21 protein-coding genes are annotated in these 21,447 nt (G+C 62.8%); 9 read left to right on the top strand and 12 right to left on the bottom strand.

Features of this window, described 5'->3' with window-relative positions:
• Position 1 precedes the first annotated feature (1 nt).
• Genes AC0L25_RS25005 through AC0L25_RS24990 form a run of 4 tightly spaced genes read left to right on the top strand, consistent with a single transcriptional unit; the run spans position 2 to position 3,358 of the window.
• Positions 2 to 961, top strand: a complete 960-nt coding sequence (locus AC0L25_RS25005) for a carbohydrate ABC transporter permease (RefSeq protein WP_473597969.1) — start codon at positions 2 to 4, stop codon at positions 959 to 961.
• Complete coding sequence (locus tag AC0L25_RS25000; RefSeq protein ID WP_473597968.1) at positions 958 to 1,167, top strand: hypothetical protein; 210 nt, start codon at positions 958 to 960, stop codon at positions 1,165 to 1,167. Before AC0L25_RS25005 ends, AC0L25_RS25000 begins: the two co-directional genes overlap by 4 nt.
• A complete protein-coding gene (locus AC0L25_RS24995) occupies positions 1,164 to 2,273 on the top strand; it encodes an ABC transporter ATP-binding protein (RefSeq protein WP_473597967.1) in 1,110 nt (369 codons plus the stop codon). The genes AC0L25_RS25000 and AC0L25_RS24995 overlap by 4 nt, the downstream gene beginning before the upstream one ends.
• Positions 2,273 to 3,358 (top strand): ABC transporter ATP-binding protein, encoded by a 1,086-nt coding sequence (locus AC0L25_RS24990; RefSeq protein WP_473597966.1) that lies wholly within the window; start codon positions 2,273 to 2,275, stop codon positions 3,356 to 3,358. Before AC0L25_RS24995 ends, AC0L25_RS24990 begins: the two co-directional genes overlap by 1 nt.
• 176 nt (positions 3,359 to 3,534) lie before the next feature.
• On the opposite strand, the gene AC0L25_RS24985 is transcribed toward AC0L25_RS24990, so the two are convergent.
• A complete protein-coding gene (locus tag AC0L25_RS24985; RefSeq protein WP_473597965.1) occupies positions 3,535 to 4,506 on the bottom strand; it encodes an AraC family transcriptional regulator in 972 nt (323 codons plus the stop codon).
• A 93-nt stretch (positions 4,507 to 4,599) separates the two neighbouring features.
• On the opposite strand from AC0L25_RS24985, the gene AC0L25_RS24980 reads away from it, so the two are divergent.
• A complete protein-coding gene (locus AC0L25_RS24980; RefSeq protein WP_473597964.1) occupies positions 4,600 to 5,814 on the top strand; it encodes an MFS transporter in 1,215 nt (404 codons plus the stop codon).
• Between the two features lie 7 nt (positions 5,815 to 5,821).
• Here the strand turns inward: AC0L25_RS24980 and AC0L25_RS24975 are convergent, their stop codons facing one another.
• Positions 5,822 to 6,169 carry a GFA family protein gene (locus AC0L25_RS24975; RefSeq protein WP_473597963.1) on the bottom strand — a complete coding sequence of 116 codons (348 nt, stop codon included), beginning with the start codon at positions 6,167 to 6,169 and terminating at the stop codon, positions 5,822 to 5,824.
• A gap of 121 nt (positions 6,170 to 6,290) precedes the next feature.
• Between AC0L25_RS24975 and AC0L25_RS24970 the strand changes: the two genes are divergently transcribed.
• Positions 6,291 to 7,586 carry an amidase gene (locus AC0L25_RS24970; RefSeq protein WP_473597962.1) on the top strand — a complete coding sequence of 432 codons (1,296 nt, stop codon included), beginning with the start codon at positions 6,291 to 6,293 and terminating at the stop codon, positions 7,584 to 7,586.
• Between the two features lie 5 nt (positions 7,587 to 7,591).
• Here AC0L25_RS24970 and AC0L25_RS24965 read toward each other — a convergent pair whose 3' ends face one another.
• From AC0L25_RS24965 to AC0L25_RS24950, 4 genes are all read right to left on the bottom strand, one after another.
• The gene (locus AC0L25_RS24965) at positions 7,592 to 8,572 is read right to left on the bottom strand and encodes a hydroxyacid dehydrogenase (protein WP_473597961.1); all 981 of its coding nucleotides are present in this window, start codon (positions 8,570 to 8,572) and stop codon (positions 7,592 to 7,594) included.
• Position 8,573: 1 nt separating this feature from the next.
• Entirely contained in the window at positions 8,574 to 9,290 is a 717-nt protein-coding gene (locus tag AC0L25_RS24960) for a FadR/GntR family transcriptional regulator (RefSeq protein WP_258122122.1), read from the bottom strand.
• 2 nt (positions 9,291 to 9,292) lie between these two features.
• Positions 9,293 to 10,462 carry a mandelate racemase/muconate lactonizing enzyme family protein gene (locus AC0L25_RS24955; protein WP_473597960.1) on the bottom strand — a complete coding sequence of 390 codons (1,170 nt, stop codon included), beginning with the start codon at positions 10,460 to 10,462 and terminating at the stop codon, positions 9,293 to 9,295.
• A gap of 68 nt (positions 10,463 to 10,530) precedes the next feature.
• The gene (locus AC0L25_RS24950; RefSeq protein WP_473597959.1) at positions 10,531 to 11,418 is read right to left on the bottom strand and encodes a sugar phosphate isomerase/epimerase family protein; all 888 of its coding nucleotides are present in this window, start codon (positions 11,416 to 11,418) and stop codon (positions 10,531 to 10,533) included.
• 394 nt (positions 11,419 to 11,812) lie between these two features.
• On the opposite strand from AC0L25_RS24950, the gene AC0L25_RS24945 reads away from it, so the two are divergent.
• The 3 genes from AC0L25_RS24945 (at position 11,813) to AC0L25_RS24935 (ending at position 15,264) form a co-directional block, all read left to right on the top strand.
• Complete coding sequence (locus AC0L25_RS24945; RefSeq protein WP_473597958.1) at positions 11,813 to 12,868, top strand: sugar phosphate isomerase/epimerase family protein; 1,056 nt, start codon at positions 11,813 to 11,815, stop codon at positions 12,866 to 12,868.
• A 151-nt stretch (positions 12,869 to 13,019) separates the two neighbouring features.
• Entirely contained in the window at positions 13,020 to 14,207 is a 1,188-nt protein-coding gene (locus AC0L25_RS24940; RefSeq protein WP_473597957.1) for a Gfo/Idh/MocA family protein, read from the top strand.
• Positions 14,208 to 14,409: 202 nt separating this feature from the next.
• Positions 14,410 to 15,264 carry a sugar phosphate isomerase/epimerase family protein gene (locus tag AC0L25_RS24935; RefSeq protein ID WP_473597956.1) on the top strand — a complete coding sequence of 285 codons (855 nt, stop codon included), beginning with the start codon at positions 14,410 to 14,412 and terminating at the stop codon, positions 15,262 to 15,264.
• Positions 15,265 to 15,284: 20 nt separating this feature from the next.
• On the opposite strand, the gene phnE (AC0L25_RS24930) is transcribed toward AC0L25_RS24935, so the two are convergent.
• From phnE (AC0L25_RS24930) to phnL, 6 genes are all read right to left on the bottom strand, one after another.
• Complete coding sequence (phnE, locus tag AC0L25_RS24930) at positions 15,285 to 16,829, bottom strand: phosphonate ABC transporter, permease protein PhnE (protein ID WP_473597955.1); 1,545 nt, start codon at positions 16,827 to 16,829, stop codon at positions 15,285 to 15,287.
• Positions 16,830 to 16,833: 4 nt separating this feature from the next.
• The gene (gene phnE, locus AC0L25_RS24925; RefSeq protein ID WP_473597954.1) at positions 16,834 to 17,808 is read right to left on the bottom strand and encodes a phosphonate ABC transporter, permease protein PhnE; all 975 of its coding nucleotides are present in this window, start codon (positions 17,806 to 17,808) and stop codon (positions 16,834 to 16,836) included.
• Between the two features lie 73 nt (positions 17,809 to 17,881).
• Positions 17,882 to 18,790: a phosphonate ABC transporter substrate-binding protein gene (gene phnD / locus AC0L25_RS24920; RefSeq protein ID WP_473597953.1), complete on the bottom strand. Its 909-nt coding sequence runs from the start codon at positions 18,788 to 18,790 to the stop codon at positions 17,882 to 17,884.
• 146 nt (positions 18,791 to 18,936) lie between these two features.
• A complete protein-coding gene (gene phnC, locus AC0L25_RS24915; protein WP_473597952.1) occupies positions 18,937 to 19,794 on the bottom strand; it encodes a phosphonate ABC transporter ATP-binding protein in 858 nt (285 codons plus the stop codon).
• Positions 19,795 to 20,127: 333 nt separating this feature from the next.
• Positions 20,128 to 20,742: a DapH/DapD/GlmU-related protein gene (locus AC0L25_RS24910; protein WP_473597951.1), complete on the bottom strand. Its 615-nt coding sequence runs from the start codon at positions 20,740 to 20,742 to the stop codon at positions 20,128 to 20,130.
• A complete protein-coding gene (gene phnL, locus AC0L25_RS24905; RefSeq protein WP_473597950.1) occupies positions 20,739 to 21,446 on the bottom strand; it encodes a phosphonate C-P lyase system protein PhnL in 708 nt (235 codons plus the stop codon). Before phnL ends, AC0L25_RS24910 begins: the two co-directional genes overlap by 4 nt.
• Position 21,447: the final 1 nt, after the last annotated feature.

Raw genomic sequence — 21,447 nt, 5'->3', positions numbered from 1 at the left:
AATGGCCGCTGTCACCACCTCTACCGAGCGTTCGCTCAACAAGCTGGCCATCGTCGGTGTGCTGATCATCACAATGATCTTCCTGGCGCCGATCTACTGGATAGCCTCGACGGCATTCAAGCCGCGCAACCTTGCCACCACCATCCCGCCGACGGTGGTCTTCCAGCCGGAGATATCGCCCTTCGTCAAGCTGTTCACCAAGCGCTCGCAGTTGCGCACTGCGCCGACGCCCGAACAATACGCCGCCGCCCCGTGGTGGGAGCGGCTGGTGTTTGACGGCGGCGAGAAGGTGGTGCGCTCGGGCAGAGGCGAGGTGCAGTGGTCCGGTTATCCGAGCCGCTTCATGAATTCGCTGATCGTGGCCATCACTTCGACGATCCTCGCCGTTGGCATGGGCACCTTCACCGCTTACGGGTTTTCGCGCTTCAAGATAAAGGGGGAACAGGACCTGCTCTTCTTCATCCTGTCGACGCGCATGCTGCCGCCGGTGGTGGTGGCGATCCCGATGTTCCTGATGTACCGGGCTGTCGGCCTCAACGACACGCATTGGGGCCTGATCATCCTCTACACCGCCTTCAACCTCAGCTTCTCCGTATGGCTGATGAAGGGGTTCATGGACGAAATTCCGAAGGAATACGAGGAGGCCGCCCTCGTCGACGGCTATACCCGCATGGAGGCTTTCTTCAAGATCGTGCTGCCGGAGGCCGCCACCGGCATCGCCGCCACCGCCGTGTTCTGCTTCATCACCGCGTGGAACGAATATGCCTTCGCGCTGATCATGACCAACCGCCGCGCCCAGACGGCGCCGCCGTTCATTCCCAGCCAGGTCGGTTCCGGCCTGCCCGACTGGACGGTCATCGCGGCCGGCACCTTCCTGTTCCTGCTGCCGGTCGCCATCTTCACCTTCCTGTTGCGCAACCACCTCCTGCGCGGCATGTCCTTCGGAGCGATCCGCAAATGATCCGCCATGCTACAATCCAGCGCACGGCCGAGATCGTGATGGTGCTCGGCATCATCGCGCTCTGCCAGCCATGGAATCTCTTCCTGCACCGCTACGGGCTGACGATCATCATCGTCGGGCTGCTGACGTTCATGATCACCGGCTGGGTCGGTCCGAGGCAGAAGCCGCAGGCGAGCGGCGCGCCGGAAAAAGAAGGTCACCCATGACCCAGATCGAGCTTCGTGGTGTCCAGAAATTCTTTGGCGCCGTTCAGGTCATCAAGGACCTCAATCTCAAGATCGACGACAACGAGTTCATCGTGCTGCTCGGACAGTCGGGCTGCGGCAAGACGACGACGCTTCGCGCCATCGCCGGGCTGGAGACGATCGACGGCGGCGATGTCCTCATCGACGGCAAGCCGGTCCAGCATCTCAAGGCTGCCGATCGCGACATCGCCATGGTGTTCCAATCGTTCTCGCTCTATCCGCATATGAGCGTCTACGAGAACATCGCTTTTCCGTTGCGCGCCATGCGCAAGAGCAAGGCCGAGATCGACGGCGAGGTGCGCTCGGTCGCCAAAGTGCTGCAGATCACCGACCTGCTCGGCAAGAAGCCGTCCGCGCTGTCGGGTGGCGACATGCAGCGCGTGGCGATCGGCCGGGCGCTGGTGCGGCGGCCGAAGGCGATGCTGATGGACGAGCCGATCGGCGCGCTCGACGCCAAGCTGCGCGAGGAGATGCGTGCGGAGATCAAGCGGCTGCACATCAAGCAGGGCTCGACGACCATCTACGTCACCCACGACCAGATCGAGGCGATGAGCCTTGCCGACCGCATCGTCATTATGCATGAGGGCGTTCTGCAACAAGTAGGCAGCCCATCGGAAGTGTATACGCACCCGGCTAATCTGTTCGTCGCGCAATTCGTTGGCTCGCCTGTGATGAACGTCGCAAACGCGGCGGTGACGATGAACGGCTCCGGCGCCAGGGTCACCGTCGACGGGGCCGCGGAAGGGTTCCTTTTCCCGGCCGAACTGGTCGGCCAGCTCGACGCCGCGAACGTCGAACAGGACCGCCTTGCGCTCGGCATCCGCCCCGAAGGAGTGATGGTCTCGCGCGAGCCGGCGGACGGTTATCTGCCGGTCGAGGCGCGCATCATCGAACCGCTCGGCTCCTACGATATCGTCGACCTCAAGGTCGGGGCGCAGATGTTGCGCGCCCGCACCCGTTCCGGTTTCGTGGGCAAGCCGGGGGTCCAGGTCTTCGCCAAGCTCGACCCGGCGCAGGCGCACTTCTTCGACACGACAAGCGGCAATTCGCTGGGGGTGAGACTCTGATGGCCCATATCCAGCTCAAGAACATTTCGAAGACATTCGGCAATCACACCGCATTGACCGGGCTCAATCTCGACATTGCCGACGGCGAGTTCTTCGTGCTGCTCGGCGAGACCGGCGCCGGCAAGACGACGACGCTGCGCATGATCGCCGGCCTGGAAAAGCCGGACGAGGGGCAGATATTCATCGACGGCGCTGATGTCGCTGACTGGGGCGCGGCCGAGCGCGACGTGGCGCTGGTTCTGCAGCAATACTCCCTTTATCCGCGCTACACGGTGCGCGAAAACCTCGAATTTCCGCTGAAGCCAAAAATCCGCCGCATCGAGCCCGACGAGATCAAGACGCGCGTCGACCGCGTCGCCAGGACCTTGCGCATCGAGCATCTGCTCGACCGCAAGACGGATCGCCTTTCTGGCGGCGAGATGCAGCGCGTCTCGATTGGCCGCGCCATCGTCAGGAAACCCCGCGTATTCCTGATGGATGAGCCCCTTTCGGCGCTCGATGCCAAGCTGCGCGAGGCGCTGCGCACCGAGCTGAAGAACATCCAAATGAACCTTGGTCAGACCTTCCTGTTCGTCACGCACGATCAGATCGAGGCGATGTCGATGGGCGACAAGGTTGGCGTGCTCAATCATGGCCGCATCGTCCAGACCGGCACGCCGTATGAGATCTACAACAATCCGCGCGACACCTATGTGGCGAGCTTCGTCGGCTCGCCGCCGATGAACCTCATCGACGGCAAGCTCGTCAACGGCCGCGCGGTGATAGCACCGTTGAATTTCGAGCTGCCTTTTACGGGGGGTGCCAAGACGAGCGGTGCGACCGACGGCCGCCCGCTCGTCTTCGGTATTCGTCCCGAGGATGTCTATCTCGAGAGCGGGGCGCCGGTGGAAGCGCGCGTCCACGATGTCGAGAACCATGGCGTCGAAAAGATCCTGACCCTGCGGGTCGGCGACGCCATGCTGCGCGCCACGGTGCCGGCCAGAACCGATGTCGAGATCGAGCAGCCGGTGCGCTTTGCCTGGGATCCGGACAAGGTGGTGCTGTTCGACAAGGGGAGCGGGATTAGTCTCCGCCACGCGGGCTAGCGGTTCATCGTTTCACGGAAACGCCGAACCGCTCTATCTCTTTGTTTTTGCGCAATTCCCTAGGGAAAGCGCTAAGCGCTTTTCCCGGGAAAACCGTTTCACACATTTCCTGGAATTGCTCTAAGCGCACCCGTTGGGCGGGTGGATGCTAAGCGGCTTGAAGCCTCCGGCCAGGCTTAGCCGGCTTGACGGGTCTCAGCCTGTTCCTCGGCTCGGAAATGGCTGGGAGCCGATCCGATGACGCGCTTGAACGCCCGACTGAAGGACGCGTCGGATTCATAGCCCAGGCGTGCGGCGACGACGGAAATCTTCAGCCGGTCGCGGACCAGCCATTGCCGTGCTTGGTGCATTCTCACTTGGGTGACATATCTCGCCGGCGTTTCGCCGACGATCGTCGCGAAGCGTTCCGCGAAGCCTGATCTCGAGGCGCCCATCATCCTGGCCAGCGTTTCCACCGTCCAGTCGCGGTCCGGTTCGAGGTGGATCGCGGCCAGCACGCGCCCAATCTCCCGATCCCTCACTGCCGCAATCCAGCCGGACGAGTCGCCGCAACCGCGCTCGACCCATGACCGGATGACAGTGGCGGCCAGAACATCGGCAAGCCGTGCCAGGATGCCGCCGGATCCGACGCGCTCCATCGTCACTTCGCGGGCCATCGCCTCCAGCAGATGCGGGATACCCGGCTCATAGGCTTCCAACTCGTGCGCGCGCATCACGTCCGGCATCATGCCGAGCAATGGGTGCAAGCCGTCGAGATTGAAATACATGCTGCCAAAAAACAGCAGCGTCCCCGGCCGGCAACCTTCATTGGACATGCAGTAAACGTTCTTGCAGACCTCGGCGACCTCATAGCCCTGGATCGGCGAAGCCTCGGTGCCCGGCTCGCTCGCCAGGACGTGTGCCGCACCGCGCGGCAGCAGCACCGCGTCGCCCGCCTTGAGCTCGACCCATTCGCCGGACGGCTGCAGCAGCCAGCATCCCTTGCGGCCGATGAAATGAAACCGCGCCGCCGTCTGGGCCGGAAACTCCAGGCCCCAGGGTTCCTGCATTTCACAGCGGCCGTATTCGACGCCGTCGAGCCGTAACCCGCGCAATATGTCCGTCAGCGGATCGCCGGTGATCGGAACTTTGGACGAATGGTCAAGCATGATGGTGTTTCTAGCATGGAAACTCCAGACGGTCACTCCCTATGTTGCACTTGCAGCCGAATGTTGCGCTGCAACCAGATCGGAGATCCCACCATGACCGAACCCGCGACAGGCGTCATCGACGCCGTTCTCGATCCCGCGGAAACCGACGAACGAGCCGAGCCGGCGTGGGGGGCCGTCGTATCGCTCGCGCTCGGTGTGTTTGGGCTGGTGACCGCAGAATTCCTGCCTGCCAGCCTGCTGACGCCGCTGGCGCAGGACCTCGGCGTGTCGGAAGGCACTGCCGGCCAGGCGGTGACGGCGACCGCCGTTGTCGGCGCGATAGCGGCCCCGACCATCGCTATTGTCACAAGACGGCTGGACCGCAGGCTTGTCATGGGGGCGCTGACGGTGCTGCTGATTCTGTCGAACCTGCTGGCAGCGTTTGCGTCCTCGCTTCCCGTTCTTCTGATCGCCCGCATCATGCTCGGGATCAGCCTCGGCGGCTTCTGGTCGATGTCGGCGGCCATGGCGATGCGGCTTGTTCCGATGCGGCTGATGCCGCGCGCCATGTCGATCATTCTCACCGGCGTTTCGGTGGCGACGGTCTGCGCGGCCCCGGTCGGCGCCTATGTCGGCGATATCTGGGGATGGCGAACGGCTTTCATGATCGCGGCTGTTGTCAGCGCTCTGGCGCTGCTGATGCAGGTCGCCACCCTTCCGAAGCTGCCGCCGGCAGGTGTGGCGAGCTTTCGGACCCTGTTTGAAGTGCTGAAGCGGCCGATGATCAGGGTTGCACTTCTGGTGGTCCTGCTGGTCGCCTCGGGACACTTTGCCGGCTTCACCTATGTCCGCCCGTTTCTCGAGAAGGTGCCCGCACTGGATATCGAGACGATCTCGCTTGTGCTGCTCGCCTACGGCATCGGCGGCTTCTTCGGCAATTTTGCCGGCGGCTTCATGGCCGAGCGCAGCCTCAAGACTGCTGTCGGCCTGGCGCCTCTGCTGATTGCAGCGGCGGCAGGCTTGCTGCTTATTCTCGGAGCCTCGCCAGCCGTTGCGACGATAGCGGTTGCCGCGTGGGGGTTTGCTTTCGGCGCGGTGCCGGTCGGGCTGCAAACCTGGCTGGTGCGAGCCGCTCCCGATCAGGCTGAAAGCGCCGGCGGGCTGATGGTCGCCACGTTCCAGGTGGCCATCGCACTGGGTGCTGTTTTCGGCGGCCTGCTGGTCGACAATGCCGGGGTTGCCAGTGCTTTCGCCTATTGCGGAATCGCGACGTTGCTGGCGGCCTTTGCGGCGTTCTTTCTCGGCCCAAAGGCAGCCGACAGGTGAGGGACAGTCAAACCGCGCGGCCGTCGAAGTCGAAAATCGGCACAGCGGCCAGATCGAGATCCTCTATGCAATGGATGTTGACGTAGGCGCTTCGTTCGCTCCCTTCACTGACGTCCTCGGCGAAGGGATGGATGCCGCAGGTCCGGCAGAACCGGTGGGCGATGACATGGTTGCCGAAGGTGTATTTGCCAAGATCGTCGCCCCAGGCAAGCACCCGCAATGCTTCGTGCGGCACGGCCCATAGCAGCGCGCCCTTGCGTGAGCAGATCGAGCAATTGCATCGCACGGCTCCGGTCAGATCGCCTTCGACCTCGAAAGCGATCTTGCCGCAGTGGCAGCTGCCTTTGTAGAGCATCAGGTTTCCTCCTTCCGTTCGACAGGGGTGCAAATGTGCTTACGCCGGGTCATGTCTCTGCAGGCCACGCCCCAGTCGTTGCCTGTAAGACGTGGCAGGCCTCCGGAGTCCGACACCGAAAATGCAATCCGTCCGCGACCGCCTCGAAGCGGTCCTTTCGCGTCTCGCCGTCCGCGCCGACAATGAAAGCGTATTCGTAAAACTCTATCCGGAAGCCGCACGCGCAGCAGCCGATGCAGCCGACGGACGGCGCAAGGTCGGCGTGACGCTCGGGCCGCTCGACGGAACAATTCTGTCGATCAAGGACCTGTTCGACGTTGCCGGTGAGCCGACCACAGCCGGTTCGTTGTTGTTCAGCACCGCGGCGCCGGCGCTGCGGGATGCCGTCATCGTGCGGCGGTTGCGGCAGGCGGGCGCCGTGATCTTCGGCAAGACCAACATGACCGAATTCGCCTTCACCGCGATCGGCGTCAACCCGCATCACGGCACGCCCGGCAATGCGACCGACGCCAACCGCATTCCCGGTGGCTCATCCTCCGGCGCTGGTGTTTCCGTTGCCGAAGGCACAAGCGAGATTTCCGTCGGTTCCGATACCGGCGGTTCGGTGCGCATTCCAGCATCGCTGAACGGTGTCGTTGGCTTCAAGCCGACGGCGCGGCGCGTATCACGCGATGGAGTTTTCCCGCTGTCGGTCACGCTGGACTCGATCGGCCCGCTCGCCCGTACGGTTGCCGAATGTGCGGCAGCCGACGCGGTGATGGCGGGCAAGGAGCCTGTGGTTCTTGTTCCGCTTCCGCTTGCCGGACTGCGCATCGGCGTTCCGCGCGGCGTGCTCTTCGAGGATACGGAAGAAGAGGTCTCGGCGGCGTTCGACCGATGTGCTCGCACGCTAGAGCTTGCGGGCGCCCGCCTCGCTGATCTGTCCATCGATGACCTCCTTGCCGATTTGCGCGCGGTAACCAGGCGGGCCTCGATCGCGGCAATGGAGGGCGCCGAGGTCCACGCGGATTGGCTGGCGACAGGTGCGACGACGCCGGTCGATCCGCGGGTGAGCGAGCCGTTGTCGCGCGCCGCCGCCGTTCCAGCCACGGTCTACATAAGGGCGATCCGCCGCCGCACGGCGCTTGTCGCCGCCATGGATGAACGGTTGGCATCGCTCGATGTGCTGGCCCTGCCGACCACACCGGTCACCGCGCCGACCATCGTGTCGATGACCAGCGACGAAGCTCTATGTGAGCGTACGGAAGGCCTTCTGCTGCGCAACACGCAGGTCGCCAACCAGTTCGACCTCTGTGCAATTTCACTGCCGATGCCAGGCATGACGCTGTCGGCCGGATTGATGCTGGTGGCGCGCCACGGCGACGACCGCCGTCTGCTGCGCATCGCGGCGGAAGTCGAGGCACTGCTTGGCCGTTGAGGTGCTCAGATGTCCGCCGGAAATCGCCGCCGGTAGTGCTCGACCACTTCGGGATTGCGCAGATTGACCGGCAATTTGTTGGCCAACACCAGCAAGGTTTCATCAGCCGAACCGACGCCCATGCGCATCATCGACTGCTCGGTGATGCCGGCCATGTGCGGCGTGACGATGACATTGTCGAAGCCGAAATAGGGGTGATTGGGCGGCAGCGGCTGCGTTGCAAAGACATCGAGCGCCGCACCGCCGATACGATCCTTCTGCAGCGCTTCGATCAGCGCGTCGTCGTCGATCACCGGCCCGCGCGAAATATTGATCAACAGCGCATGCGACTTCATTCGACCGATGCGCTCGCGGTTGATCAGGCCGCGCGTCTCCGGCGTCAGCGGGCAGCACAGAACGATGATGTCGCTCTGCTCGACCAGCGCATCGATCGACAGAAAGCCGACCCTGTCCAGCGCCGGCCTCATGCTGCGCGTCGTCGCCACCACGTTCAGATCGAAACCATGCGCCGCGATATGGCCGACCGCCTGTCCGATGGCGCCGAAGCCGACAATGCCGATCGTCTTGCCGGCGAGCTCGCTGGCGAGAATGGTGTGGTCGCGACCGGCCAGCCAGCCCTTCGACCGCAAATCGCGGTCCACCATGCGGAAACGTCGAAGCAGCGCCAGGGCCGCGAACATCACGTATTCGGCGACCGACCGCGCATTGACCGCCGGCACGTTTGCCACCAGCACGCCGGCTGCAGTGGCCGCTTCCATGGGGACCATGTCGAGCCCGGCGCCGTGGCGGATTGCGGCCCGGAGCTTCGTCGCCCCTTCGAAAAGCGCTGCTGGCAGTGGCGCGCGAACGATGATGATATCGGCGTCTCTCGCTTCAGTCGCCAACGTGTCCGCATCGAGGGCGGAGGCGACGACGAGTTCACCGGCGCCAGTCAGCATGGCGGAGGCGCGCGGGTGAAGCGTGTGTGTCGTCAGGATTTTAGGCATGTCAGACCTGTTCGAGCGCTGGGCTGTGAGGTTCTGCCCCGCCGCCCTCGATCAGGCCCTTCCAGTAGCTTTCCGCGCCTTGCAGATGGGCACTCATCAGCGCCTGGGCGAGGTTGCCGTCGCGGCGCAGCAGCGCCTCGTAGATCTGGATGTGCTCGGCATGCGAGCGCACGCTGCGTTCGGGATCGTTGAAATAGATGGGCAGGCGTTGCTCGCCCATCATGTAATAGACGCTGCATATGTTGTGAAAAACGCTGTTCTTGGTGGCCCGCACGATCTCAAGGTGAAATTCGCGGTCCTCCTTGGCGAGACCTTCGCCCGCCGCAATGCGCTCTTCCGACGCTTTCAATATTTCGCGCAGCCGCTCGAAATTTTCCTCGGTGGCGCGCGAGCAGGCAAGCTCGGCGGCCTTGATCTCATGGATCTTGCGCAACTCGACCGTCTCGTAGATCTGGATCGGATCGAGCGGCAGGCCGGCCCGCGCAAACAATGCCATCGCTTCGACGCTGGCCTGCTTGGTGTCGATGTAGATGCCGGACTTGGCCCGGCGCTCGACGATCCGCATGGCTTCGAGGATGGCAAGCGCCTCGCGGATCTGGCCGCGGCTGACGCCGAAATGCTCCGCCAGTTCCCGCTCCGACGGCGTTCGGCCGGTTGCCTTGTCGGAGTGGGAGAACAGATAGGCGGCGAGTTCCGCGAGAAGGTTCTTTTCTTTCATGGTCAGCCGCGTAGCGCGTGCGCCTCCAGGAACCGTTCGGAAAGGGTGAATCCCAGTCCGGGCTTCTCGGGGATCGCTATCATACCGTCCTTTGCTTCGACAGTCTCCTCGATCAGATCGTGGATCATCGGGTTGGCGCCGAGCGAATATTCGACGGTAAAGCTAGCCGGCGAAGCAGCGCAGACATGCAGCCCGGCAAAGAAGCAAGGCGCGCCGGCCCACAGATGCGGCGCAAAGCGCAGATTGAAGGCGCTGGCGATGGTACCGATTTTCATCGCCTCGCTGATGCCGCCGCAGAAGGCGGGGTCCGGCTGGAAGATGTCGGCCGCCTTGAGCGTGGCGAGGTCGCGGAAAGCATAGCGCGTCGCTTCGCTTTCGCCGGTGGCGATCGGGATGGAGCCGGACGCCCGCACTTCGGCCATGCCGGGCTTGTCGTCGGCGATGACCGGCTCCTCGAACCAGGCCAGATCGAGATCGCCGGCAAGATGAATGAAGCGCTTGGCTTCCGCCACCGTATAGGTGCCGTGCGCATCGACCATCAGGTCGACTTCGGGGCCGAGCGCCTGTCTTGCGGCGCGGACGCGGGCGGCGGAATTGTGCGGAGCTCCGTCCATCGCGCCGATCCGCATCTTCAGCGCCTTGAAGCCGCCCTTGGCAATATAGGATTTCAATTGGTCGCCGATCGCCTCGGTGGAGGCCCAGCCACCGGAAGCGTAGGCCGGCATACGGTCGAGCTTGCGGCCGCCGAGCAGCCGCCAGACCGGAACCCCAAGCGATTTGCCCAGAATATCCCACAATGCAATGTCGACGGCGCTGATTGCGGCGACGCTGATGCCGCGCCGCGCCAGCTGCGGCATGGCGTGGCCGTTTTGCGCGGCACTGTCGTGGCGCACGCCATTGTAGAGCATGTCCCAGATCACCCCGATGTCGGCCGGATCGCGGCCGATCAGCTGCGGGCCGACCTCATGGTTCAGCATGTGGACGAGGGCGCCATAGCTGCCGGTGCTGCCGGCGGCATTCTTGCCCTCCCCCCAGCCGACCAAGCCATCGTCGGTCTCGATGCGCAGGATAGCGGCGTCGAACGTCGTCACCTGACCGAAGTCGCTGCGATGCTGCTTCGCGGCTTCGATCGGTATGCGGACCCACCAGGCTTGGACCGTCTTGATGCGCATGTTCATCCTCTGCCTTGCCGCCGTTAGGGGCCGCCATCAGGGCGGAAAGGCTCGTTTCCAGAGATCGACTACTTGATCAGCGGCAGCAGTGTTTCGGCGGTGATGCGCATCTGGTCGGTGTAGAATTTCTCCGTGAGCACGCTGGAACCGTGGTCCTGGATGAATTTGAGCTGCTCCGGCGAGATGTCGACCGGGTTGCGTTCGACCATGTCGGGATAGGGAGCAGCCGGGGTGCGGTCGACAGGTGCGACGAACTCGTTGGTCAACGCGCCGTCGTAACCGACTTCTTTCAGGGTGCCGACGATCTTCGGCCAGTCGATCTGTCCGAGACCGGCGGCGAAGCGGTTGTTGTCGGCGACGTGGAAGTCGAACAGGCGATTGCCGACCTGCCGGATGGCGTCGTAGACGTTAAATTCTTCCATATGGAGGTGGTAGGCGTCGAGGCAGACGCCGCATTCGGGGCTGACCGCATCGGCCAGCGCCAGTGCCTGGGCGCCGCGGTTGAACAGATAGGTCTCGAAGCGGTTGAGCGGCTCGACCGCGATCTTGACGCCGACCTTCTTGGCGTGGGTGAAGCATTCCCTGGTGGCGTCGACCACCCATTTCCATTCTTCTTCCTCGGTGCCGTCCGGCACCACTTTGCCGACGGTGGCGGGAACGAGCGTGATGATCTCACCGTCGAGTTCGCTCACCATCGTCAGCACGTCCTTGACATACTGCACCGAGCGCTCGCGCTGGCCCTGATCCTTGGCGGCGAGATTGCGCTCGCCCAGCATCAGCGTCACCGCCCCCCAGCAGCGAATGCCGTGCTCCTTCAGGAGCGCGCGCGTCTCATTGGTCTTGTATTGCTCGGGCTCGCCGGAAATTTCGATCGACTCATAGCCGAATTTCTTGATGCGCTTGAGCGTCGTCTCCAACGGTTCAGCCCGCATCCAGTTGTGCGTCGAAAGATGCATGGGTCTGTCCTTCCCAAAATTCGTCTGTACCAGCTCGCCTGCAACGCACTCCACCAGATTGCGTTGCACCGTTCCTCCCCAAGGCGCTCCAGCATTTGTCGGTAACTGGTTCGACCAATTGGGCGTGAGGAGGGGTCTACAGTAAATTCATCTGGACGGCAAGAAATCCTGCGATGCAGCCCCGGATCATGATTATTCCGTTGATACAACTGGCGTATTTTCTCGCTGGCGGGCAATTTTCGCGCCGCTGGTTGCGAGTGGCGGCGCTTGACCAAATGACCATATTTGGTAATACCAGAATGGCGGTGCGTACTAGCGCCTGTCGAGAAAGACCAAAGAAGCTGGCCCTGCTTTAGCGCTATGCTTGGTCGTGGATAATTTAGGGAGGATGCCGATGCCGTCGACAATGAAGGGTCCTGGGCTGTTTCTGGCACAGTTCGCGGGCGATGCCGCACCGTTCAATTCGCTGCCGTCGATCACCAAATGGGCGGCCGGTCTGGGCTACAAGGGCGTGCAGATCCCGACCTGGGACAGCCGGCTGTTCGATCTCGAGAAGGCGGCGTCTTCCACGACCTATTGCGACGAGGTGAAGGGCATCTGCGCTGACGCCGGCGTCGAGATCACCGAACTGTCGACGCATCTGCAGGGGCAGCTGGTGGCGGTGCATCCGGCCTATGACGCGCAGTTCGACGGCTTCGCGCCGCCTGCGGTACACAACAACCCGAAGGCCAGGCAGCAATGGGCGGTCGAACAGATGAAGTTCGGCGCCAAGGCTTCGAAGAACCTCGGGCTCAAGGCGTCGGTCTCGTTTTGCGGAGCGTTGGCTTTTCCCTACGTTTATCCGTGGCCGCAACGGCCGGCGGGATTGATCGAGGAAGCATTTTCCGAACTGGGAAAACGCTGGAAACCGATACTTGACGTCTATGAGGAGAATGGCGTCGATGTTGGTTACGAGATCCATCCGGGCGAGGATGTGTTCGACGGCGCGACCTTCGAGATGTTCCTCGACGCGGTAGGCGACCACAAGCGCTGCAACATCAATTACGATCCGTCGCATTTCCTGCTGCAGCAGCTCGATTATCTCGAATTCATCGACATCTATCACGAGCGGATCAAGGCCTTCCACGCCAAAGATGCGGAGTTCAATCCGACCGGCCGGCAAGGCGTCTATTCCGGCTATCAGAGCTGGACGAACCGGGCCGGGCGTTTCCGTTCGCTCGGCGACGGCCAGGTAGATTTCGGCGGCATCTTCTCCAAGCTCGCCCAATATGACTACGATTCATGGGCGGTGCTGGAATGGGAGTGCTGCCTGAAGCACCCGGAGGACGGTGCGGCCGAAGGCGCTCCCTTCATCCAGCATCACATCATCAGGGTGACGGAAAAGGCATTCGACGATTTCGCCGGCGGCACGACCGACAAGAAGGTGCTGCGCGCCATGATGGGAATCTAGCACTGCTTTCCCTCCCCCTTGAGGGGAGGGTGGCCCGAAGGGCCGGGTGGGGTCGGTTCATGCCGAGCTCCACGCCTGGCGATTCCACCCCGACGCTACGCGTCGACCCTCCCCGCAAGGGGGAGGGTAAGGAACAACGAGGGAGACAATCATGGTCGGCGCATCGAAGTCGGAAACGGGAGGCGGCCCGATCCGCTACGGCATGGTCGGGGGCGGGCAAGGCGCCTTCATCGGTGCGGTGCACCGGATCGCGGCGCGCATGGACAATGAGTTCGTGCTGGTCGCCGGTGCCCTGTCGGCCGACCCGGCGCGTGCCAAGGCCTCGGCCGAGGAGCTCGGGCTCGATCCGGCGCGCAGCTACAGCTCGTTCGCCGAGATGGCCAAGGCCGAGGCCAAGCGGCCGGACGGCATCGAGGCGGTGGCGATCGTCACGCCCAACAATGTGCATGTGCCGGCGGCGAAGGCGTTTCTTGAAGCCGGCATCCACGTCATTTGCGACAAGCCGCTGGCGACGACGTTGGCGGAAGCGAAGAAGCTGGCGGCATTGGTCGAGAAGACCGGCAAGGTCTTTGTCCTCACCCACAACTACACCGCCTATCCGATGGTGCGGCAGGCGTGCGAGATGGTGGCCAAGGGGCAGCTCGGCGAGATTCGCATCGTGCAGTCGGAATATCCGCAGGACTGGCTGACCGAGGATCTTGCCGCCACCGGCCAGAAGCAGGCAGCCTGGCGCTCCGACCCCAAACAGGCCGGCGCCGGCGGGGCGCTGGGCGACATCGGCACGCATGCCTACAATCTCGCACGCTTCGTCTGCGGGCTGGAGCTCGATTCGCTTTCAGCCGATCTCGACGCCTTCGTGCCGGGGCGGCAGCTTGACGACAATGTCAACGTGATGCTGCGCTTCAAGCCGGTCGGCAAGTCGCATCCGGCCAAGGGCATGATCTGGGCGAGCCAGGTGGCGCCCGGCCACGAGAACGGGCTGAAGCTGCGCATCTATGGCTCGAAGGGTGGGCTTGAATGGGTGCAGGCCGACCCGAACTATCTCTGGTACACGCCGTTCGGCCAGCCGAAGCAGTTGATCACCCGAAATGGCGCCGGCGCGCTGCCCGTCGCCGGGCGTGTCAGCCGCGTCCCGTCAGGCCATCCGGAAGGCTATCTCGAAGGCTTCGCCAACATCTACCAGGAGGCGGCCCGCGCCATCCGCGCGGCGCGCCGCAAAGGCGGCAAGCCGGCTAAGGACGTCATCTTCCCCACCATCCAGGACGGTGTCGAAGGCATGGCCTTCATCGAGGCGTGCGTGAAGTCGTCGAGGAAGAATGGAGCCTGGACGAAGCTTTGATCGGGTGCTGATCTTCAGGTGATGCCGGCCTGCAAACGGCAGTTTCCTGCGCTTCCGGTGCTCACGTATCAAAAGTACGCTCCGCTCCGGTTCTCGGAAACTACCTAGTTTCGTCGCTTCGCGCCCGTCTTCGACTCCGGCTCGGCCTGACCTGAATCTCAACACCCCTTGTACGATTGGCAATGATAGGGAGGGGACGTCGATGAAAATCGGCATGTGCATGTTTTTGTGGACGACGGCCGTGTCGAAAAAACACGAGCCACTGCTGAGGGATATCAAGGCGACCGGCTTCGACGGCGTCGAGATACCGATCTTTGCCGGCACGCCGGACGATTACAAAAAGCTCGGCGCGCTGCTCGACCGCATCGGGCTGGAACGCACCGCCGTTTCGGCGATGGGCGATCCGGCGATGAATTTGATCGCGGCCGATGGCTCAACGCGCAAGGCCGGCATCGACTATATGAAATGGGCGATCGACTGCACACAAGCGCTCGGCGCCAAAACGCTGAGTGGCCCGCTGCATTCGACGCTCGGCGCTTTCTCCGGCAGTGGGCCGACGGCGGTGGAGAAGAAGCGCTCGGTCGCCTCGCAACGCGCCATCGGCGACTATGCCGGCAAGAAGAACGTCACCATCGGGCTGGAGGCGCTCAACCGCTTCGAATGCTACCTGCTCAACACGATGGACGATCTGTCGGAGCATGTCGACGCAATCGACCGGCCGCACATCAAGGCGATGTACGACACCTTCCATGCCAATATCGAGGAGGGTGACGCGATCGGCGCCTATACGCGCAACCGCAAAAATGTCGTCCATATCCATATTTCGGAGAATGATCGCGGCGTGCCTGGGCGCGGCCACATTCCGTGGCATGAGACGTTTTCGGCGATCCGCAAGAGCGGCTATGACGACTGGTTGACGATCGAGGCCTTCGGCCGCTCGCTGAAAGATTTGGCGGCGGCCACCAAGGTGTGGCGCGATTTTTCGGAAAGCCCGGAAGCCGTCTACCGCGACGGCTACAAGCACATCAAGAGCGGGTGGAAGACGGCTGGTGCCTAGGCCCGGCCGGGCCCTTCTTCTCAGGCGATCTGAGCTGCGGCCGAACGGGCGGAAACGCGCCGCTCATCGTTGCCGACACTCCCCATCAGTTTGCGGCGGAGATAGCTGGAGATGTTGTCGAAGATGAAGACGACGAGCAGAATAAGCAGAACCATGTAGAAGACATTGGCCCAGTTGGTGTTGGTGCGCATGGCTTCCCATAATTTCAGGCCGATGCCGCTGGCGCCGACAGCGCCTATGATCGTCGCTGACCGGGTGTTCGATTCCCAGAAATAGAGGGATTGGCTAAGGAATACCGGCAGAACCTGGGGCAGGACGCCATAGCGCTGCACCATTGCCGGCGTGGCGCCAACCGAGCGGATGCCCTCGCGCTGCTTGTCGTCGATATTTTCCAGCGCCTCGGAATAGAGTTTGCCAAGGGTTCCGGTGTCGGTGAAAAAGATCGCCGACATGCCGGCCAGCGGCCCCGGACCGAAGCCACGCGTGAAGAACAGCGCCCAGATCAGCATGTCGACCGAGCGCAGGAAGTCGAAGAAGCGTTTTGTTGCCTGATTGGCAATCCGGCTCGGCGTCACGTTGCGCGCAGCCAGGAAGGCGAGCGGAAAGGCGACGATCGAGGCCAGCACCGTGCCGACAAAGGCCATGACGATGGTTTGCAAGAGTTTCAGCCAGACGTCTGCATGCTGCCACTCGGCGTTGTTGAGGATGTTGTCCCAGGCGAGCGCTGCGTTCGACCGTGACGGCTCGATGCGTGCCCCAGAGACGATCAGTGAAGCGACCTCGCCGAACGGTTTACCCCAGAATGGCGAGTTCGTGTCGAACACGAAATTGGCCCAGCCGAAGAAACGTCGCCAGGCGACCACTTCGTCATTTTGCACCTCGGCGCGGCCGAGAAAGCCGAACGAGACGTAGGCTGTCGAGCCTGGCCTGCGTTGCTCGATCCAGTCGGGCAGCGGTGTGCGCGGCGTGACAGAACTGTCCTTGGCGACATCGAAGATGACGCTTTCTGCGCCGCGTGTCACGGTGACAAGGTTTGGCGTGACGGCGATCTGGCCATTGCCAAGGGTGACGGTCGCCGCCACGACGGCGTTTTCGCGCACCGTTTCAGGCACAGCCGGAGCGGATTGGTCTAACGGGGCGGCCGGCTTCTCAGCGGTTGGCGCATCAGGCGCCATGAACGAATCCTGCGACGATTTGTTGGTCGCGATTGCCGGTGGTGGCGCTGCGTCGACCCGGCGCTCGATCACGGCCATCTGCTTGGCCACCCAGTCGGGATCTGGATTGGATCCCAGTTTGGAAAAGCGGGAGTAATCGATCGTCAGATAGTTGTCCTTGAATTCGATGTCGGGCCGGATTTCGTAAGACACCCAGTCGGCGAGATAAGCGCCGGCAAGGTTCCAGTTCGCCTTTTCGAGAACGCTGGCGACCGAGAAGAACCACGAACAATAGAAGGTATAGAGAATGCAGAGAAGGATGCCGATCGGAGTGGCGTAGCGCTTCCACAGCGAGCGCCGGAATGCGTCCGGGTGGCGAGCGGCGATGTCGTCGATGGCGTCGGCGTTCATGGTGTTACTCTCCGCGCCCGTATGCGAACGCTTGCCGGCCGACCAGATGATGCCTCAGCCATGCCGAAAACTGATCGACGGCGACAATCGTGCAGAACAGCAGGAAGACGATGGCAATGGTCTTGGCCTCATGGCCTCGGCCGATCGAAAGACGCAGGGATTCGCCGATGCCGCCGGCGCCGACAGCGCCGAGAATGGTCGAAGCGCGCACATTGATTTCGAAGCGGAGCAGGAAATAGCTCATGAAGTTGGGCAGGACCTGAGGCACGATGCCGAACCACACCCGTTCGACCCAGTTGGCGCCAACGGCGCGCAAGCCTTCTTCAGGCTTCATGTCGGCATTCTCGACCACTTCGAAGAACATTTTTCCGAGCGCGCCAACGGTGTGGATGCTGACCGCGATGATCGCCGGAATGGGTCCAAGCGAGAAGATTGCCAGAAAGAAGCCGGCTATGACGATTTCCGGAAAGGCGCGGACGATTTCAAGGAAGCGGCGCGTGGTGAAGCGGAGCCAGCGGCTGGCGGTGATGTTGCCTGCAGCGAGGAAGCAGAGCAGGAAACCGAATGTGGCGCCCACCAGCGTTGAAAACAGGGCGATGTTCAGCGTCTCGATCATCCGGTGGAAGTACTCCGGAATGTAGATGCTTTGGGTCAGATAGACCCGGCTTTCGGGATAGTCGAATTTGAGGCTGCCATCGTCATAGGGGGACGGCAGGTCGAACAGCGCGCGCACCGGGTCGAACCAGTCGCGCGGCTTCAATTCGGTGAAAAAGTCGGCGATGTAGGGAAGGCGGTCGAAGAACTTTCCGGCGTTGGTTTCGTTGGCGAACCAGAGCGAGCCAGAGAGTGCAAGAAGCAGGAAAACCAGGCCGCCGATCGTATAAAGGCGCCGGCGAGCGGCGAGGTCGCGCCAATGCCGCTCGACAGTAGCTCCCTCCGGCGAAAGCGCAGGCGCGCGGTAAACGTCGGTCGCATTCATCGATAAATCCCCGGCCCCTGATGCGGCAACGCCGCCGGCGGCGCATGGCCCCCGCGGCGTTGTGGCAGTTTGCTTACGAGCCGATCTTCGCCTTACGGGCGTCGATGATCGGCTGATAGAACTCCGGGGTGACCGGTGAATAGCCTTTGTAATCGCCGCCCTGAATTGCCGAGAAACAGGCCGGATCGGTTTCCGGGAGCTTGGTCAGGAAGTCGGTGATCTTCTGCTTGGCATCGGCGTCGATCGACGTGCGCACGACCAGCGGACCGTTCGGGATCAGCGGCGACTGCCACAATTCGACAAGGTCGTCCATTTTGAGGACGCCCTTGTCGACCATCTTGCGCAGATTGCCCGAGCTGTAGCCGTCGTTGAAGTCGCCGACGCCGGAGGCCCAGGTGGTGCCGGCATCGAATGTACCTTTCAGAACTTCAAGGACAAGCTGTTCGTGGCCGCCGCCGAAACCGGTCGACGCGAAGTAGCTCTTCACATCCATGCCGATGTCCTTGGGCAGCGACGTGACCGGGATCAGGTAACCGGAAGTCGAATCGGGATCGGCAAAACCGAGTTTCTTGCCCTTCATGTCGGCGAGCGTCTTGATGCCGGAATCAGCACGGGCAACCATGACCGAATGGTAGCCGGTCGAACCGTCGGTCTGGACCGTCGTCAGGATCGGCTGAACCGCGTCCTTGTTTTCGAGATAGATCTTGGCATAGCCGGAGGCGCCCAGTTCGGCAAAGTCAAGCGTGCCACCGAGCAGGCCCTGGATGACGCCGTCATAGTCGGCGGCCGGGAACAGCGAAACTTTCTCGACGCCGAGGACTTCCTTGATGTGGTCGGAGAAGCACTGGTAGTTGCGCAGACGGTCGGCTTCGTTCTCGCCGCCGAGAATGCCGACGCGGAATTCCTTCAGGTCCTGTGCCTGGACCGCGCCCACCGCCACGGCGAGGATGGAAACGGCACCGAAAAGTATTTTTCTAAACATTTCGCGTCTCTCCTGTTGGTTCCGGCATCGCGCCGGCAGCGTTTGAATTTTTGACAGCGCCCTTGACGCGGGCTGGCGATCCAGGCGCTCGTTTGCCTGTCCATGATCTTCCGTATACCGGTGTCCACTGGTCGGGGATCATGGAGCTAGTAGCCGGGAAATGCAGGCTCGAGCGGTCCGGCGGATGCGGCGATTTTTTGCTTGATGGTGACGCTGGTCGAGGTAATGGCCTCGGAGATTTCGCCGCCATTGCTGTCGGCGCCATAGACCATGCGCACGGCGTCGCGATTGAGGTCTTCTGGCGGACCGTCGAACACCACCTTGCCGGCGGCCATGCCGATGATGCGGTTGCAGTAGGTGCGCGCGGTATCCAGCGTGTGGAGATTGGTGACGACGGTGAGGCCCTCGCGCAGATTGATGTCCTGCAGCGAATCCATCACCACCTTGGCGTTGAGCGGGTCGAGCGAGGCGATCGGCTCGTCGGCGAGGATCACCTTCGGCTGCTGCATCATGGCGCGGGCAATCGCAACGCGCTGCTGCTGGCCGCCGGACAAGGTGCCGGCCGGCTGCAGCGCCGTCCGAGCGATGTCGAGACGTTCAAGCGCCGCGATCGCCTCGGCTCGTTCCTCGCGGGAGAAGACACCGAGCAGATTGACAACGGTCGAGCGGTGATTGAGTCGGCCGAGCAGCACGTTGGTCAGCACGTCGAGACGCGGCACCAGGTTGAATTGCTGGAAGATCATGGCGCAATCGCGCTGCCAGCGCCTGAGCAGCGAGCCGCGCAGGCTGGAAACTTCGGCGCCGTCAAAGAAAATCGACCCTTGGCTCGGATCGATGAGGCGGTTGATCATGCGCAAAAGCGTCGACTTGCCGGCGCCCGAGCGGCCGATAATGCCGACCATCTGGCCGTGCGGGATCGAGATGTCGACATTGCTGACGGCGGTGTTCCTGCCAAACCGGCGGGTGACGCCGCGGATTTCGAGCGTGGCTGAGGTCGCTGACATGGGGCAAGTTCCAGTCCAGTCGCATTTCGAAGGTCTGTTAACCTTCGCTAGCGCAGCCGCATGAAACTGCGGTGTCGGATTGATGTCAGTTTTGTTACCGCCCACAGGTGCAGAGGCAACGCGACCATCAACGCAGGACCAGGAGTTCCTCGATGCTCGACGAGAAAATTGTCTGCGCTGTCGCAGCGCTTTCCGAGATGCACGGGAGGATTGGAGCCGGCAAAGAATCCGGCCAGCGGCGGTTTGAGGGAGTGAAGCGCGATCCCAGGAAAGACCGACCGCGTCCTGTCCGACTCATGTGTCAGAGGTATGAAACGGGAGTTCGCCCTGCGGTCAGCCGTATTTTTCCAGAAACGCTTCCGCCGAAAGCGCGCGAAAATCGCCCAGCGCGGCGCGCAGGCGGGCATGGTCCCAATCCCACCAGGCAAGTGCCTGATAGCGTTCCGCCGTGCGGCGGTCGAAGCGTTCGCGGATCGGTTTCGCCGGCACGCCGCCGACAATGGTGTAGGGCGCGACATCTTTCGATACTACGGCGCCGGCGCCGACCGCCGCGCCGTCACCCACGGTGACGCCAGGCAGGATGGTCGAGCCGTGGCCAAGCCAGGTGTCGTGGCCGATGGTGACGCGCTTGGCGCGGCGCTGGGCGAAGAATTCGCTCTCGTGCTTGACGTCGTCCCAATAGTCCGAGGCGCGATAGGTGAAATGGTGCAGCGTCGGCCGCCAGGTGGGATGATTGGTGGCGTTGATGCGCACATTGGCGGCGATGTTGGCGAATTTGCCGATCCTCGCGCACCAGACGCCGCAGTCCTGCATCATATAGGAATAGTCGCCGAGCGTACTTTCGGAAACCCGGCAGCGGTCGGCGATCTCGGTCCAGCGGCCCAGCGTCGAGTTCTCGACTTCCGCCGTCTCGTGGACCAGCGGCGCTTCCGACAGTTTTCTGGTCATGCGGCGATTTTTCCGGCGGCAAAAGCGGTCACGTCGATGACGCGGTCGGCCACCGCCTCGCGCACGTCGTGGCCGTGGAAGATGCCAAGCAGGGCAACGCCTGCCGCCTTCTTGGCCGCGATCAGCGCAATCACCACGTCGCGGTTCCTGGCATCGAGCGAGGCGGTCGGTTCGTCGAGCAGCAGGATCGGATGCTCGGTGATGAAACCGCGCGCGATGTTGACGCGCTGCTGCTCGCCGCCGGAAAACGTCGCCGGCGGCAGCATCCAGAGTTTTTCGGGCAGGTTGAGCTGCGCCAGCAAGGCGCGTGCCTTGTTGCGCGCAACGTCACGGTCCTCGCCGCGTTCGACCAGCGGTTCGGCGACGACATCCAGCGCCGAGACGCGCGGCACGGTGCGCAGGAACTGGCTGACATAGCCGATCGTGAGCCGGCGCACGGCAAGCACGGTGCGCGGGCTGGCCGTCGCGAGATCGATGAGCCCGTCCTCGTGCTGGACGATGATCTGGCCTACGTCGACGGCGTAGTTGCCGTAGAGCATCTTCAGGATCGAGCTCTTGCCGGCGCCGGACGGGCCGCCGAGCACCGCACATTCGCCGCTCCTGATCGAGAACGACACGCCGGTGACGACCGGCAGATTGATGCCGTCGCGCAGATGCATGGTGAAGCTCTTAGCGACATCGGAGACGACGAGCGGGGTTGCCATG

This window comes from Mesorhizobium sp. WSM4813 (assembly GCF_055811555.1).
This window is presented reverse-complemented; position numbering and strand designations above follow the sequence as displayed.